16 protein-coding genes and 1 pseudogene are annotated in these 15279 nt (G+C 38.0%); 12 read left to right on the plus strand and 5 right to left on the minus strand.

The features are described from left to right. The first annotated feature begins 241 nt into the window (after window positions 1-241). Entirely contained in the window at window positions 242-769 is a 528-nt protein-coding gene (locus ACFSFY_RS05880; RefSeq protein ID WP_381536420.1) for a superoxide dismutase family protein, read from the plus strand. A 3-nt stretch (window positions 770-772) separates the two neighbouring features. Here ACFSFY_RS05880 and ACFSFY_RS05885 read toward each other — a convergent pair whose 3' ends face one another. After that, complete coding sequence (locus ACFSFY_RS05885; protein WP_381536255.1) at window positions 773-1900, minus strand: CAP domain-containing protein; 1128 nt, start codon at window positions 1898-1900, stop codon at window positions 773-775. A gap of 125 nt (window positions 1901-2025) precedes the next feature. Between ACFSFY_RS05885 and ACFSFY_RS05890 the strand changes: the two genes are divergently transcribed. From ACFSFY_RS05890 to ACFSFY_RS05935, 10 genes and pseudogenes are all read left to right on the plus strand, one after another. Then, on the plus strand, window positions 2026-2880 hold the full coding sequence (locus tag ACFSFY_RS05890; protein ID WP_381536256.1) for a putative RNA methyltransferase: 855 nt from the start codon (window positions 2026-2028) through the stop codon (window positions 2878-2880). A gap of 133 nt (window positions 2881-3013) precedes the next feature. Next, window positions 3014-3664, plus strand: a complete 651-nt coding sequence (locus ACFSFY_RS05895) for a pentapeptide repeat-containing protein (protein ID WP_381536257.1) — start codon at window positions 3014-3016, stop codon at window positions 3662-3664. 43 nt (window positions 3665-3707) lie between these two features. Continuing rightward, window positions 3708-4184, plus strand: coding sequence for a hypothetical protein (locus ACFSFY_RS05900; protein WP_381536258.1), 477 nt, complete (start codon window positions 3708-3710; stop codon window positions 4182-4184). Next, the gene (locus tag ACFSFY_RS05905; RefSeq protein WP_381536259.1) at window positions 4184-4444 is read left to right on the plus strand and encodes a hypothetical protein; all 261 of its coding nucleotides are present in this window, start codon (window positions 4184-4186) and stop codon (window positions 4442-4444) included. The genes ACFSFY_RS05900 and ACFSFY_RS05905 overlap by 1 nt, the downstream gene beginning before the upstream one ends. Before the next feature lie 668 nt (window positions 4445-5112). Then, window positions 5113-5520: pseudogene (locus tag ACFSFY_RS05910) on the plus strand (hypothetical protein). Window positions 5521-5634: 114 nt separating this feature from the next. Next, a complete protein-coding gene (locus tag ACFSFY_RS05915; protein ID WP_381536260.1) occupies window positions 5635-6021 on the plus strand; it encodes a DUF5071 domain-containing protein in 387 nt (128 codons plus the stop codon). 157 nt (window positions 6022-6178) lie between these two features. Next, window positions 6179-6715, plus strand: a complete 537-nt coding sequence (locus ACFSFY_RS05920) for a DUF5412 family protein (RefSeq protein ID WP_381536261.1) — start codon at window positions 6179-6181, stop codon at window positions 6713-6715. Between the two features lie 97 nt (window positions 6716-6812). Continuing rightward, on the plus strand, window positions 6813-6995 hold the full coding sequence (locus ACFSFY_RS05925) for a hypothetical protein (RefSeq protein ID WP_381536262.1): 183 nt from the start codon (window positions 6813-6815) through the stop codon (window positions 6993-6995). A 188-nt stretch (window positions 6996-7183) separates the two neighbouring features. After that, complete coding sequence (locus ACFSFY_RS05930) at window positions 7184-8089, plus strand: helix-turn-helix domain-containing protein (protein WP_381536263.1); 906 nt, start codon at window positions 7184-7186, stop codon at window positions 8087-8089. Window positions 8090-9258: 1169 nt separating this feature from the next. Further along, entirely contained in the window at window positions 9259-9483 is a 225-nt protein-coding gene (locus ACFSFY_RS05935) for a hypothetical protein (RefSeq protein ID WP_381536264.1), read from the plus strand. A 675-nt stretch (window positions 9484-10158) separates the two neighbouring features. Here ACFSFY_RS05935 and ACFSFY_RS05940 read toward each other — a convergent pair. The 4 genes from ACFSFY_RS05940 to ACFSFY_RS05955 all read right to left on the minus strand — a co-directional run bounded on the left by ACFSFY_RS05940 (window position 10159) and on the right by ACFSFY_RS05955 (window position 14544). Next, window positions 10159-12288 carry an MMPL family transporter gene (locus tag ACFSFY_RS05940; protein WP_381536265.1) on the minus strand — a complete coding sequence of 710 codons (2130 nt, stop codon included), beginning with the start codon at window positions 12286-12288 and terminating at the stop codon, window positions 10159-10161. 264 nt (window positions 12289-12552) lie between these two features. Then, on the minus strand, window positions 12553-12753 hold the full coding sequence (locus tag ACFSFY_RS05945; protein WP_067205063.1) for a cold-shock protein: 201 nt from the start codon (window positions 12751-12753) through the stop codon (window positions 12553-12555). A gap of 159 nt (window positions 12754-12912) precedes the next feature. Continuing rightward, window positions 12913-13911: an inorganic phosphate transporter gene (locus ACFSFY_RS05950; protein WP_381536266.1), complete on the minus strand. Its 999-nt coding sequence runs from the start codon at window positions 13909-13911 to the stop codon at window positions 12913-12915. Between the two features lie 12 nt (window positions 13912-13923). Then, on the minus strand, window positions 13924-14544 hold the full coding sequence (locus ACFSFY_RS05955) for a DUF47 domain-containing protein (protein WP_381536267.1): 621 nt from the start codon (window positions 14542-14544) through the stop codon (window positions 13924-13926). A gap of 191 nt (window positions 14545-14735) precedes the next feature. Here ACFSFY_RS05955 and ACFSFY_RS05960 point away from each other — a divergent pair, with 191 nt between their 5' ends. Then, window positions 14736-15269, plus strand: coding sequence for an NfeD family membrane protein (locus tag ACFSFY_RS05960; RefSeq protein ID WP_381536268.1), 534 nt, complete (start codon window positions 14736-14738; stop codon window positions 15267-15269). The last annotated feature ends 10 nt before the right edge of the window (window positions 15270-15279 follow it).

Raw genomic sequence — 15279 nt, forward strand, 5'->3', positions numbered from 1 at the left:
GTGATTGTTGAGTTTTTAAAAATTATTATTGAAGGCTTTGGTTTCGTGCGGCCATTTTTCGCGAAAAATGGCATTTGACTTATATTACATTATACGCTGTCACCCTACCGACCAATAGAAAATCCACCACACCAAATATACATAATGGTGTGGTGGATTTTATTTGCATACATAATTCCGCTCAAATTGGGCAACCCTTCTTTAGATAGGTATTTTTAAGGAGGAGTTTAATTTGAAAAAAATGTATTTACTAGTTACTGCTTTTATAGTGATTCTTGTTCTTTCTGGATGTGTACAAAGGAGTGCATGGATACCTGTAAGTGGTGAAGCTGCAAAAATGGTTGCTGCACCGATTATCAATACAGATGGGGAAAAGATGGGTGAAGTAACCTTTACTGAAGCGACTGAAGGTGTAACGATTCACATTACAGCAGAAGGGCTAACGCCAGGGTTGCACGGAACTCATATACACAGCAAAGGGAAATGTAAATCACCTGATTTTGAATCGGCGGGTGGACACTTTAACCCACTGGCCAAAGAACATGGTTTTGAAAATTCAAAGGGATTCCATCTAGGTGATTTACCTAATATTGAAGTAGATAAAAGCGGGAAAATCAAAGTTGAATTAACAACAAAGGAATTCTCTTTAGACTCACTGTTAGACAGTGACGGAAGTTCATTAGTGATCCATAAGGATCCGGATGATTATAAAACGGATCCATCAGGTAACTCTGGAGAACGTATTGCCTGTGCTGCAATTAAAAAGTGAAAGTTACTTTTGTAGAAAATTTTCTGTGTAGTAAGGTTGTGATGCTTCGTTGAAAGCAACACCGACGCCAAGATGGCTGTAAGTATCTAGTAAAATATTTTCTCTGTGACCAGCTGAGTTCATGAGACCTTCATGGGCAAATATACTACTCGATTGGCCGTACGCGAGGTTTTCACCGGCCCCTCGAAAAGGAATACCGTCTATTTCCATACGGTCAAATGGGGATTGACCTTGTTTATTATCATGACTGAAAAAGTCGTTAACAGCCATATCTTTACTATGTTTTCTCGCTGTACCTGCGACACTTTCTTCCCATTTGAGACTGTTTAACCCGTTTCGGACACGTGAGGCGTTTGTAAGGTCGAACAATTGTTGTTCAAACCCATGTTGAAGAATTGCATTTCTGCCGGCGTAAATGCTGGCTTTTTGCAGTTCAAGTGATTTTGAGACAAGCTGAATTGCGGTGACTTTATCGTTTTGATGAAGGTCATAAAATACATACGTATAGGTATCACCTATTAGGAAGAAATCGAACCCTTCGCTATCTTGAAGAATAAAGACATTCAATCCTTTTCTAATTTCTTTAAGGGGTTCACCTAAGAGTTCTCGAACTGAGGATTTTGAAGATCCATAACGAATATTTATACTAGATGCTATTAAATCATCATTTGTATATAATGCATTTACCAAACGATTTTTATCAAAAGAAACCATTATGAAATTACTGTAATCCGTATGGTACGTAAACCATTCGGTGCCGTATTCATTCATTGAATGGCTTTTTGGTTCACCTAGTTTTTCGAATACCTCATCTTCAGTAGTTCCAATTTCTATGTTATGGATCGAAAACTGACTGTGTTCAGGTTTTGATAATACAGGTTTTTCTACATTGCTAGTTGAAGTTTCGTTTTCGGTTAGCTTAGAGGATAGTAAATTTAGAGCTTTGTCCGTCGTTTCACCAATATATTGAACGACTGTGGATACGGATTCTTTAGTCAAATAGGACTGAATCTTTTCATCGACAGGATCTAGAAATGAAATATCTACATACTTGGAAACAGGTTCTTCCCAAATTGGTTTGGCTAGATAGATGGTTGAAATGAGTAGAGCGAATAAAAATAATTTTTTCAAGGTGAAACCTCCTTCGATCTATTATAACCTGTCACAACACTAGGAATACAATGGAGTGATTTTCCCCACTGGGCATTTAAAAACGGTATACTTAAGAAACAACAAATGATCGGGGTTATAATCGTATGATACTATCTAAAAAAGTGATAAATGCACAAGCTCTTGAACGAAATGAACACTTGTTCAAATGTCCTGTTTGCTCGGCTGGAATGGAAATCGTAGAGCAATCCAAAATGGTTTGTACCGAGAATCATTCCTTCGATTTATCAAAGGCTGGCTATGTAAATTTATCTTCTCATATACATGTAACTAAGTACGATAAGTCGCTTTTTTCGGCAAGAAAAAAAGTGATTGATGGAGGTTTTTTTGAACCTCTACTCGATTATATTTACGGAGCAGTATTGCCTCAGGGTAGTGGTACAATTCTTGATGCTGGATGCGGAGAAGGGTCCCAGCTTGCAGCAATACTTCAACGTTTACCGGATGACGTTACGGGGGTTGGAATCGATCTTGCGAAAGAAGGAATTGCTACTGCGGCGAAAGAACATCCAGGAAACATTTGGTGCGTTGCAGACCTAGCAAATTGTCCTTTTGGTGATTCTGTTTTTAATGTAATTTTAAATGTGTTGTCTCCTGCAAATTATGCAGAATTCCTTCGCCTATTAAAGTCCGAGGGTTTATTCTTGAAGGTTATTCCTGGAGAGGACTACTTAAAAGAGCTTAGGGCTATATTCTATGACGATCCAAAAGGACAGAAGGATTCAGATCATGTTATGCGATTTGAGCAACATTTTGAATCTGTGCAAACGGATCGTATTGCGTATGAATTTCCGTTAGACAAAGAGTTGCTGGCACCGCTTATTCGAATGACGCCACTATCGTGGGGGGCGAGTCCTGAGAAGCTAGAGCAAGCTCTTAGTATGGATATTCCAATGATTACAGTTGATTTCACTGTTATGAGTGGTGTAAAGAAGAAGTAGACAAGTGGGAAGGGGTTTATTAATGTTTTCTGGTCTAAGCAGTGTACCGGGTTGGTTTTATATACTGGCAATCGCGGTGGTTATTTTATTTATCATCATTACGGAGTTTCGAACACGATAAGGGGATGCTTTTATGGTAAAGAAAGTCGGTAAAAGAATGCGTCCCAAATTGTCTGCAGTACGTGAACCATTATTAGCGGACAACCTTTGGGGTAATGATGGCTACGTAGAAAGAGTACAAATTGATGGTGGAAATATAGCAGGTGACGAGGAACAGAGATTGTCATTTGATGATGTCATTTTCAAAGATGTTTCGTTTTCTGGAAGTGAACTCAGAACAGCAGAATTTGTTGATGTAGTGTTTGATACGTGCGATTTTTCCAATGCCAATCTTCAGAATGCCATATTTCATAGATGTGAAATTATCAATTCGAAACTGACGGGTGCAGACTTTGCAAATGCGAAAGTAAGTCATACATCCTTTAAAGAATGCGATGGAAGATATATTAACTTTAGTTTTTCTGGAATGAAAGAAATTGATTTTAACCAATGCAGTTTAGTAGATGCTGACTTTTACGAATGTACTTTTAAAGATGTTCGTTTTGATAAATGTAAAATGGACAATATCAACTTTTCCGAAACGGATTTAAAGGGTGTAGATTTATCCAACAGTACATACGATGGTATAGAAGTATCACTTTCGAAACTAGCAGGTTGTATTGTATCGACAGATCAAGCGATTGGCTTTGCACGTGTTTTAGGATTATCTGTAAAAGAAGAATGATGGTATACTTAATTAAAATCAGACATGAAGAGAGTGAATACATTTGTTAACATTTGAAGAAAAAGTAGAAATTATCGAATCATTTCCGGAACTAACGCGCAATGATGTTTCAATGAAAAGAGTAAATTATCATTATAAGGAAAGTTTGTTTGATAAAACGGTTGTAATTCAACATCTACATCCAAACGGCAATGGGTTTGTTTATGTTGCGGGACTTCACGGCTATGAACCAGATGAACGCGGACTTGTGAACATTCGTGAAGCAACAGAAGAGGAATTTCGTAGTATCATCGCAGCAGCTATTAAAAATCTTTCCGAAGATCCAGATGGTGAAGTGCAGCCGATTGAAGAGAAGTGGGTTGGACCGAATGGTGAAGAGCTTTTACTTGTTGAAGAGGAAGAGTTTTGGAACCTTTATCATGGTTTGAACTTGGAAGAAAGCTTTGGTGCTTATGGACAAGCAAAAGCGTATTTGAGAGAGGAACAATTCAAGCAAGTACAAAGCGGACGTGATTCTTAATGAAGGGAAGAGTACTCGTCATTGGAATTATCTTTTTTGTATTTCTTGCAATAGCTATAATTTATTATTCAATGACAGTATCCATTGAGCGCATTGAGAACAGCGCTGAACAATCAATTGAACAAGTTATAGAAAAAAACACTGGGGATAGAAACGAATCCTTTCAGTTGAGAAGCATAAGTTTTAACGGACAAGCCAGTCAAAATCGAATCAGAGCATTAACGAGCATCGCATATAGCGGTGCTTTTATTTTTCAATAAACTTAATAAGATTCTGTTTTAATAGAATCTATTGGATACTTATAGTATAGAAACAGCGAGTGAAATAAGAAGGTCGAAAGATAGTTGCTTGAGTTCGGAACACTCTAAATAATGAAACCTTTCGTATTTTATGAACGTATTATATAGTAAAGACATGCTTATACCACAAACGGAGCCAAATCCAATGTAGAAAAACTGTTGCTTTGCGTTCCGGCGTACGCTTTCCGGAGGGCGTGGCTTGAGCCGCTTCCTTCGCTGCGCTCCGTCCAGGGTCTCAAGGCGAGTGCAAAGATATGCTCGAAAAGCTAACGCTTTATCTCGCAAAAGCCGTTCTTCGTAACGACTTTCGCTGATCCTCTCGGAGTCGACGCCTGCACTTCAAGCAACGGAGTGTAGTTATTATAAAGCACGTATTCAAGAATCGGGCCAAAATCGAATGTAGAAAAACTGTTGCTTTGCGTTCCGGCGTACGCTTTCCGCGGGCACGGCTTCAATCTCCTCGTCCGCTTCGCTACCTGCGGGGCTTTCAGCTCGCGCTGTTCCCGCTGGAGTCGACGCCTGCACTCCAAGCAACGGAGTGGATTATTTGAAAAAGTATCTTAAACAAACTGGGCCAGATTGAGAAAAGCTGAAATTAAGATATTCAAATGGGAACGGGGCGATCGGAAATGAGTCTAGCAAGTTATCTGGGAACTAACGTAGAGATTCCTTTAAGTGATGGTGATTCCAAAAATCTAATTATTATTGGTGATTGTTTTTCAGATGAATCTCATCGCCAAGAAGTTTAAAGGAATCACTTTACTACACCTTTTATATACGAGATTTCCAGTGATTGGGGAATTGAGATTACTAAATATGTATACAAACCAATGCTGATTGAATCTAAAGCAAAATTATTAGCCCTATGTGAAATGATGAATAGTTATATAAAGAAAGATGATTTCTTTGAACTATATAGTTGTTGGGTGGGGGATGAGTCTTCAAAAAGAGAAGGCGAAATCATTCTACAATTAAATAATTTAGACATTGATGAAATTGAGTTGCCAGAAAAGACAGTAGTTAAATTTGAAAAATGAAATCACTTGAAACAAACGGATGCGATTCCAGTGTAAAAAATCGTGGCCAGATCAAGTAAGCATGCCATTTTCTTTGATGAGACAATTTCCAATCATTGTAGTGTGAGGTGCAAAATGGGTAATTTCAATGAGCTACTTCCAAGAGATAAGTTTGATTTTGAAAGGATAAATAAGATTAAATTGATGAGGAACGAAGACGTTGTTCCTCTACTGCCTGGTCTTCTTGAATGGATTCAGGACATGAATTGGCCCATAGCGTCCGGGGTTGTTGAAGTACTTTCAGCATATCCACAAGAGATTGTTCCCCATTTAAAAAGGGTATTTTTAACTGAAGATGCCGTTTGGAAGTACTGGTGTTTAGAGCATATAGTTAAAGACTTGCCTATTTATGAAAAAAAGCTACTGAGCGATGACTTAATTAGGATGAACGAAACACCAACTAGAGATGAGCAACTAGAAGAGGTGGACCAGAGTGCAAGTGAAATACTATCTTTAATGTAACCGCCATTTTCGAAGAGTGCCTCATAGTGCTATTCTGAAATCGGGCACGATTAATGAATAAGGGCTTGGCTACAATCATGCCACCTTACGTATAGAGGAATATTGTAAGGATAATTATTATTTGTACTTATAAAAAGGGGGGATTATTATTTTAATTTTGTTTGGTCTCTTAATTTCTTTTGTTACGTTAATTATATTTTTGATATTATCGGTTAAGATAATAATCTCATTTATTAAAAAGAAACCATTTCCTAAAAAAATGTTGATTGCAATGATATTTGGGGTTTTTTTGGTATCCTCAATCTATGTATATGAGGTGTATTTTTTTACATTTGATGATATTGATAAAGAATTCATCCAAAACGGACCTGGTCCTATTTTATCGCCTACTGAGGAATATACGGCAAATGCTTATTACGAACCATATGGTGGTGCAGCAGGAGGAGTTAATGTATGGGTAGAGATAACAAAACATCATGAAAATGATAATAAGAAAATAATTTATTATAGTGATGCAAATAACAATATTCTTCTGGATTGGGCAGATGAAAAAACGTTGTTCATAACCAACGCAGGACCTTATAAACACAATAGTATGAAATTAGATGTGGAAACAGAGATTTATCATGATAGAGGATTAGCGTGTCGGAGTTGGTTAATGATGAATGAGTATGAAACTTGTTATCAAAAGTAGTCTTTTGTTCTTAAATTAACGGGCGATTGCTTTATAAGTGATTGCGTCTATATCGCAATCGGAGCCAATTATCATACAGGAATTGGAGTGATATATAATGGCAGGTCAATTATTTGGTATGATTATTCTTTGGATTGTGGGATTATTCATCTTGTATCTAGTGATTTTTAAAGCTGTCAAAGAAGGAATTAACAAGTCTGTCGTAGGACAATCTCTCGAAAAAACATCTGACCAAGAGGTAAAGAAGAAATCGTGGCTTGATGATGATTTTGATAATTAACGATTGGGTCTATAACTGCAAAAGGATGCGTTTGTTTTATAAAGTATTTAAGAAAAGGACCATTTGATTATAGAAAACGGGCGCAAATCGCATTTCAGATTTGCGCTTGTTTTAACTTAGCACAAAAAGTCAAAGTTCATAAAAATTATATAGTTATACTGAAATCAGAAGGTCGAGGAGGTGTCTAATTGTCTTATCAAGATCATGAAAAGGCTATTCAAAAGTCACTAAATTTTATCGAACGACACTTAACAGATAAATTACAGCTTCACCTTTTAGCTGAACAAGCGGGGTATTCGAGATTTCATTTTCAACGTATTTTTCGGAAGATTATTGGGAAATCAATTGCTGAGTATATAAGAGAACGTCGGCTGACCCAAAGTGCAAGGATATTAATTACTTCGGATCAGAGAATTATTGACATCGCTATGACTTATCGCTTTAATTCGCAGGAATCCTTTACAAGAGCATTTAAGAAAGTTTACGATATAACGCCAGGACATTATCGGAAACTGCTTAGAAAAATAGTTAGCAAAGGAGAGTTCATTGTGAGTACAGAAAATAATACACCTACCGGTTGGATTATGACGGGGGAAACACCATTTGATTATGAAACAGGTTTGGACAATAGAATTGTGCATAATGGTAATTATTCGGCATATTTGCGATCAAAGGATGAAAAAGCACGAGGCTTTGCGACATTGATGCAACAAATTAAGTCAGATCGATACCGGGGAGAGCGAGTTCGGTTTTCTGCATTTGTGAAAAGTACAGACGTTAAAGAGGCTGCGGGCTTGTGGATGCGGGTTGATCATTCTTCTGGAGAGGTACTTGCTTTTGATAATATGATGAATCGTCCGATCAAGGGAACGAATGAATGGAATCATTTCAGCGTTGTATTGGATATTCCAGTGAAAAGTGAAGCGATAGCATTTGGAGTATTGTTAAATGGTTCTGGACACATTTGGATGGACAAACTTGGTTTCGAAGTTGTAGATGATAGTGTTCCAGTGACCGAGAAGAGCTCTACAGAAGGTTTATCTCATGAACCCCTCAATTTAAATTTTGAAGATAATAATATTGCTAAATATTAGAAAGCTAAATAAAAAAAAGGGGGAATTAATTAGCTATGAAAAAGTTTTTTATCCATTAAATTACTGATTGTTAATTCACTTACCTTCTTTATTGGTCTTGGTTTTTTATTTGGTGAAGATGACGAAAAAGATAAAGGTTCAAAACAAGATTAGTATGACACAAATGGGCGCGATTGCTTGTGCGAAACGTTCCTGGTTCAAATGAAATGTGGTCACACAATTTCGGTAAAGATCAGGTAGTTTTAGATTTCTAAAATTAAAGGGTTATATCGAGAAGTCGAATGACGAGGTAACGCTCTGAAAGGCTTCCCCTGCGTCGAGTAGCACGCTGATTAGTAAGGAAAAGCGTGTTATAAGCTCGGCTAATAGGCGTGAGAATTTACCGTAACAGTTTAGTTTGGCTGACGAAAGCCTACCCGATGGGGTGGTGTGAATCATGATGCTTGGGTTGAACAAATATGGTGAGAATGCAATGTAAATACAATAAGATACTGTATTGCTGACGAACTTCTGAATGTACGGGTCTAGACGCGCGTTATATAGAAATGTATTTACTACCAGATGTAGGGTTAGCTGTGGATGAGTAAGAATAGGCAATATGAAAATCCATCATGTGTTACAGGCACATGCAATGCTAACAGGCTCATAGGAAGCACCTAAGTTTGTTCCATAATAGATATAACTCAACGTTGTAAGCTGATAACGTGGAGGGCTTACTCTTGATAAAGCGTTGAAAAGGAAAATAGTCGTGAGACTAGCGACTGTATAACTTTTCTTCATATCAGTGAAAGTGGTGGCACAGTACCGTCGAAGCGTGTAATGAACGTGGAGGGATAGCCACTAGACTAGTAAAAGATTCATTCAATCATGTTAGACAAATCTTTATCGGTTAATAAGGTTCTTGTAAGACTAATAGAGGTTCACCTTCCACGGAAGGCACCGACTTATTGAAACGGAAGAGTTGAGACACAAATGAAGCAACGAATTCAAAAGTGTTTATGACTGGATTGAATTGGATTAGTTGGAACGCCGTATGAAGCGAAAGTTTCATGTACGGTGTGAAGTGGGGGAAAAGCTGGAGATAACTTCAAAGGCTTACCTATCACTATTGTAAGCGGTTGCATCTATATCGCAATCGAGCCAGATTACTGAAAAAGGAGATCGATAGAATGAACGATATGAATTTTATGGGGGCAGGAAATTGGATTGGTATGCTCTCAACAATTTTAATCATTATTTGTTTTTATTTTACACTTACATTTTTCCAACATCTAAGACTAAACGATGAACGTGTTGTTAAACAGTCAAAGTTAGCAGCAGTTATTTGTTTGGCACTTGGCTTGTTGTTACCCGTTTTATATGGTTTTTATGTGTACAATCAGATGATGCGGTGAAAAGTAGGAAATGTGCGGCAATCGGCGGCGTTTGTCGTACAAACTTTATTTCCAGACACCTAGTTGATTGGAGTGCAAGGCAGTCTTAAACCACGACGTCCTGTCGTAACGACTGCATGACCCACCTCGTGTGGGCCTCGGCTAAAGAGGACTCCGGGAGGATCAAGGACGAATGAATATTCAAATCGTCCCGAGGACAGGTGAAACAACCAAGGGGAGCGTAGCGAGAGCCGTCACGAAGAACGGCTTTTACGAGTAAAAGCGAAGCGTTGTGGGCACATCATTGTCTTTCGGGTTGGTCCCCGCCCGCCCAATAGAAGAATGGTTTTTATTCTTCGCTAGCGGAACGTGATCGTCTGGAACGGAAATCAACGTGTTAGACATTCTCTACTTTGTTGCGCTTGTGGCATAAAGAAGGGGAAGTATTACTTGTTAAGCAAAAGACAGTGAATTATTTTCACCATACAATAATCATCGTAAATCGTATGATTTAAATGTCGATTTGGTTGCTAAAGCACTCTTTATTTACTTTTAAACGTCGATACATAAGCATTCAAAAAACCACTAATTCGTATACGAATTAGTGGTTTTTGAATGCTTTATTTTATATTTGTATCAGTGAACTGAACGGGTTAGAATGAAAATCCAATGCATATTTTTTCTTCTTGGAGTCGGTTATTTCTTCTTACCTTTGTAAAGACCTTTTCCAAAAGGTAACCACCAATTCCAGTTGCCGAACATTTTCATCAGACTTGGTACGAGAAGAAGTCTTATAATTGTTGCGTCGATTGCAACCGCTATAGCGATACCTACACCGATTTGTTTAACCGGCATGACATCAGTGAACGCGAAAGCACCTGTCAGAACAATCATTATAAGAGCAGCGGACGTAATGACTTTACTTGTCGTTGCCAGTCCTTCGACCGTTGCTTTATCATTATCATATGAAATCGAGTATTCTTCTTGCATACGTGAAATAAGGAATACTTCATAATCCATACTCAGTCCAAATACAAGGCTGAAAACAATGACCGGTATAATCAGTGCAATTGTCCCTGCAGTAAGGCCGAAATGTCCGTATTGGAAAATGTAAACAAGAATTCCGAACGTTGCTGATAGGCCAATGACATTCATTAAAATTGCTTTGATAGGAATAATAAGTGATTTAAAAGCAATCATAAGAATGATGAATGTAGAAACGATTATTAGTCCTAGTACATAACCGATTTTATCCCAAATTTCATCAAATATTTCCTGATTGAATTTTGGTTGTCCACCAATCGATAAATTCCAATCTGTTTCCTTGTCAGACCAATCACGAACCCATTCTTGTGCCTCTTCGGAAGATCCACTTGCTGCAAGAGTTACAGGTATCATAAGTTGGTTCTTTTTAACGAAAGTATCCATGAGAGGAGTGAGAGCTGCTTCCATTTCTGGAACTTCCATAGCTTGCGTCCATTCATCTACAGAACTTATTTCTCCTACTGTAAAGATAGTGCTGACTTCATCAACCATGGATTCACTTGTAAGTTCCTTTTCAAGCTTTGCCATTTCAAGTAAGCCGTCTTTATCTTCCCAACCGCCCGTTCGTTCCGCTATAACGTAAACAGAGGATTGCTGATCAAGCCCGAATTGCTCGTCAATTAACTCAAAAGCCGTTCTGGAATCATAGGACTCCGGTAATGAATCAATTTCTGGAATTGTAAGCTCCATGTTTTTCACAGGAATCATAGCGATGCCTAGTAAAATTAAAGCGACCAATGTAATTAAAACAGGTCGTTTAATAACTTTGTTAGCAAATTTCCGCCAGTTATCCGAGCCGTTTGCTTTCGGTTTAAGTACTTGCCATTTATCGATACGATCACCAAGTGCGATTAAGACGGCAGGCAAGAGAGTGATTGAGCTGAGTACCGCCATGGAAACGACTATCATGCCGCCGAGTGCAATGTTTTGGAAGATGTCCACTTGAATCAACATCATTGCTCCGAGTCCGATGAAAACACAGACGGCAGAAAAAATAACGGAGCGACCTGCAGTTCGAATCGTTGTGGAAACAGCATCTTCAAAATTACCCAGTTTACGTTCTTCGCGGTATCGGCTTATGAATAATAATGCAAAATCAATACTTAAAGCCAAACCGAGCATTGGAATAATGTTTAGAACGAAAATGGAAAGATCAATTTGGGCGCCGAGTAATGTAAGGATCCCAAATGATGAAATCACAGTAACAATCCCAATAAGGAGTGGGACAAAAGAAGCGACTACCGTTCCAAAAGCGAACAGAAGAACAATAATGGCAATTGGTAATCCAATTGCTTCTGCAGTTATCAAGTCTTTCTGGCTTGCGGTATTGATGTCTTTTGCGATTGCAGAAGCTCCAGTAAGTGTAATACCGGCTTCATCACCAATGACAGATCTAATATCGGTGACAACATCTGACATGCTTTCTGCTTCATTATCAAAATGAAGCATCGCATAGGAAACATCTTCTTTATAAAGAGTCTGATCATCCAGAGGTGAACTGATGGACAAAGTCACACCAAGTTTTTCAACATTTTCGAGTGTCGTACTTATTAAATCGTCATCAACCTTTTCAAAAACTAAAAACATGGTTTCAGCAGGCATATCAAACTTTTCTGAGACGATTTCCATAACCTCGGAATGTTCTCCATTTGTGCGGAAACCATCGCCTTCAAGCATTCCAGGAAGACTAATTGCGAAATAGACCATGATTGCAAAAAAGGCAATCCATGTAAAAATAATGTATTTATGTGTTTTCATAACGAACTTTGCTAGTGTGTTCATTTTGGAATTCGCCCCTTCCTTCGTAAAGAGTAAATCTATTCTTTTATCTATAGTAACTTAAAGAATATGAAAAGTCTTTAATCTCTATATGTGAAAGGAGAGTTAAATGAAACTTAATGAACAAGCGGTGTCATTCGTGTCTCTAATGTTTTAATTGCGCAGTAAACAATGGCGATTTATTTAGAAGTTAGTATTGGGAATAAAAAAGAGCATAGAAAAAAAGCCAACCCCCGAAGGGGGTGGCTTTTGAATGGTTAGTTCAAATTAGTTTTTGTTTACGTTTGTAGCTTGAAGACCACGTTGGCCTTGCTCGATTTCAAACGTTACATCTTGGCCTTCTTCAAGAGACTTGAAGCCTTCTCCTTGAATAGCTGAGAAGTGTACGAATACGTCGTCGCCATCTTCGCGTTCGATGAAGCCAAATCCTTTTTCTGCGTTAAACCATTTCACTTTACCTTGTTCCATGTGTGTTTCCTCCTCGTGTGCGTTATGCACACATTGTATTACTATCCTTGCTCAAGTCTTGAAGCGGTCAAGATTTATTCTGTGACCATCGCGCCGAACAAAAATAATTCTTCTTTATCATAACATCGCCCGAAAGATAAAGCAAGAGAAATGATTAAGTTATAAAAACAATATGAGTATTCGATAGACAAGTGCAGCAACAATAGCAGAAATAGGTAGTGTAATTATCCAAGTAATCACAATCTTCTGAGCCACACCCCATTTTACTCCTTTTACACGTTGGGCCGTTCCGACACCCATGATTGCAGAAGAAATAACATGGGTCGTACTCACGGGTAGATGAAGCAACGTTGCGCTAAATATAATAATTGCGGATGATAAGTCTGCGGCAGCACCGTTTACAGGTCTGATTTTCATAATCTTTCCGCCTACGGTTTTAATGATTTTGTAACCGCCAATCGATGTACCAAGTCCCATTGCAGTTGCCGCGGCAATTCGAACCCATAATTGGATGTCGTCCGTCGTTTGAAGATTTCCCGCGATAAGTGCCATTGTTATGATTCCCATGGCTTTTTGTGCATCGTTCGTTCCGTGAGTAAAAGATTGAAGTGCAGCTGTTCCGATTTGTAAATAGCGGATCCGACGGTTTGCTTTAAATAAGTTTCTATTCTTTAATAGAATTTTAAACAAGGTCATCATTAGAAATCCACCTATAAGCGCAATAAATGGAGATATAAGAAGTGCTTGCAATATTTTAATGAATCCAGAGTAGTTTAGTACGCCGAACCCAGCAGCGGAAATTGCAGCACCCGCAATAGATCCGATTAGAGCATGAGAAGAACTAGAAGGAATCCCAAAATACCAAGTGATTAGATTCCAAAGAATTGCAGATATAAGAGCAGCTAAAATTACGAGAGACCCATTTTCAAGAAGAAATGGATCTACAATGTCTTTTGAAATCGTTTTTGCGACACCCGTAAATGTAAGTGCTCCAACAAAGTTCATTATTGCGGCCATTAAAATGGCAGGTCTCGGTTTTAAAGCGCGGGTAGAGACCGACGTTGCAATTGCGTTTGCTGTGTCGTGGAAACCATTGATGAAATCAAATGCTAATGCGAAAATGACGACGAGTATTGTAAGGACAAGTACTGTTTCCACCTGTCAGCCTCCCTAAGCGTTACGCATAATAATTGCTTCGAGCGTATTTGCAACGTCTTGACAATAATCTGCAATATCTTCAAGTTGTTCATAAATATCTTTGTATTGTATTATGCGAATCGGGTCCTTTTCATTGACGAATAATTGTTTGATTGATGTACGATAAATTTCATCGCAAATACCTTCATACTTCTTAATGAGAATGGCATGGTCACGCATTTCCACAAGTTTTTTTCTAGAGAGCAATTTGACAGCTTTGACAATTTCATCAGTGCTCTTAACGATATTAGCCATAAACAATTGAACATACTCATCGATTTCAATGAGAGAAAACATTTCCAAATGAGCCGCGAAATGTTCTACGCCATCAAGAATGTCATCCATTCTAAGTGATAATTGTAAAATATCTTCACGTTCAATTGGTGTCATAAATGATTTATTAAGCTTCGTTGTAAGGTCGTAAATAAGAGCATCGCCTTCTTTTTCGTACTTTTTCAATCTTATGCTCACTTCTTTTAAATCAGCAGCAGTCTCTACTTTAAAATCATCAGCATAGTGAATTGCTTCTTGGACAAGTTCAGCAATTGTTAGGAGAGCTATGAAAAAAGGATCCGGTTTTCTTTGGCTAAACATGAACGAACCTCCATCCCATTTTCGGAAATAGTTAAATATATATCTATCATAACAATAAAGAGCAAAATTAGACGAAAAATTTACTAAAAATATTTTTTTGTAATAAAATGTTTTCAGTAAATTGAAACTTTTATTCTTTCTGTTCGTAAGTATAGGGGATACAATGAAATGTAGATCGTGGAGGTGATGAAATGGAACTGTTTGGTATACCAATTGTGCAAGTATATTTATATACGTTAATCATCGCAGGTATTGCAGCAATTCTATATGTCTTTATAAGTGATTTGGCTGAAGGTATTGGAGAAGTTAGTCCGTTCCTTGATCCAGCAGTTATTCTGTCGTTCATAACTTTTGCAGCAGCGGCGGGATATATTATGGAACTTTCGACAAAGTGGAATTCCGGCTATATTCTTGTGAGTGCACTTATTATTGCGTTCATACTAGCTCTATTGCTTTATTTCTTCGTTCTACTACCGCTCAAATCAGCGGAAGTATCGCTTGCTTACTCGGATGATTCTCTAATTGGTCAAGTAGGAAAAGTAATCATTCCAGTTCCGGTAGATGGTTTCGGTGAAATTGTGATTGAGTCGGTGAATGGAGTTATTTCCAAACGAGCAGCAGGGTATGAAAATGTACCAATTGATTACGGAAAAGAAGTACTTATTATTGAAGTGAAAAGTGGTACATTTATTGTGAAAGAGTATGAACCGTTTCGCTTTAAATAACGAAAGAGGG

Source organism: Sporosarcina siberiensis (genome assembly GCF_042681925.1).
In the GTDB taxonomy this organism is placed as follows: domain Bacteria; phylum Bacillota; class Bacilli; order Bacillales_A; family Planococcaceae; genus Sporosarcina; species Sporosarcina siberiensis.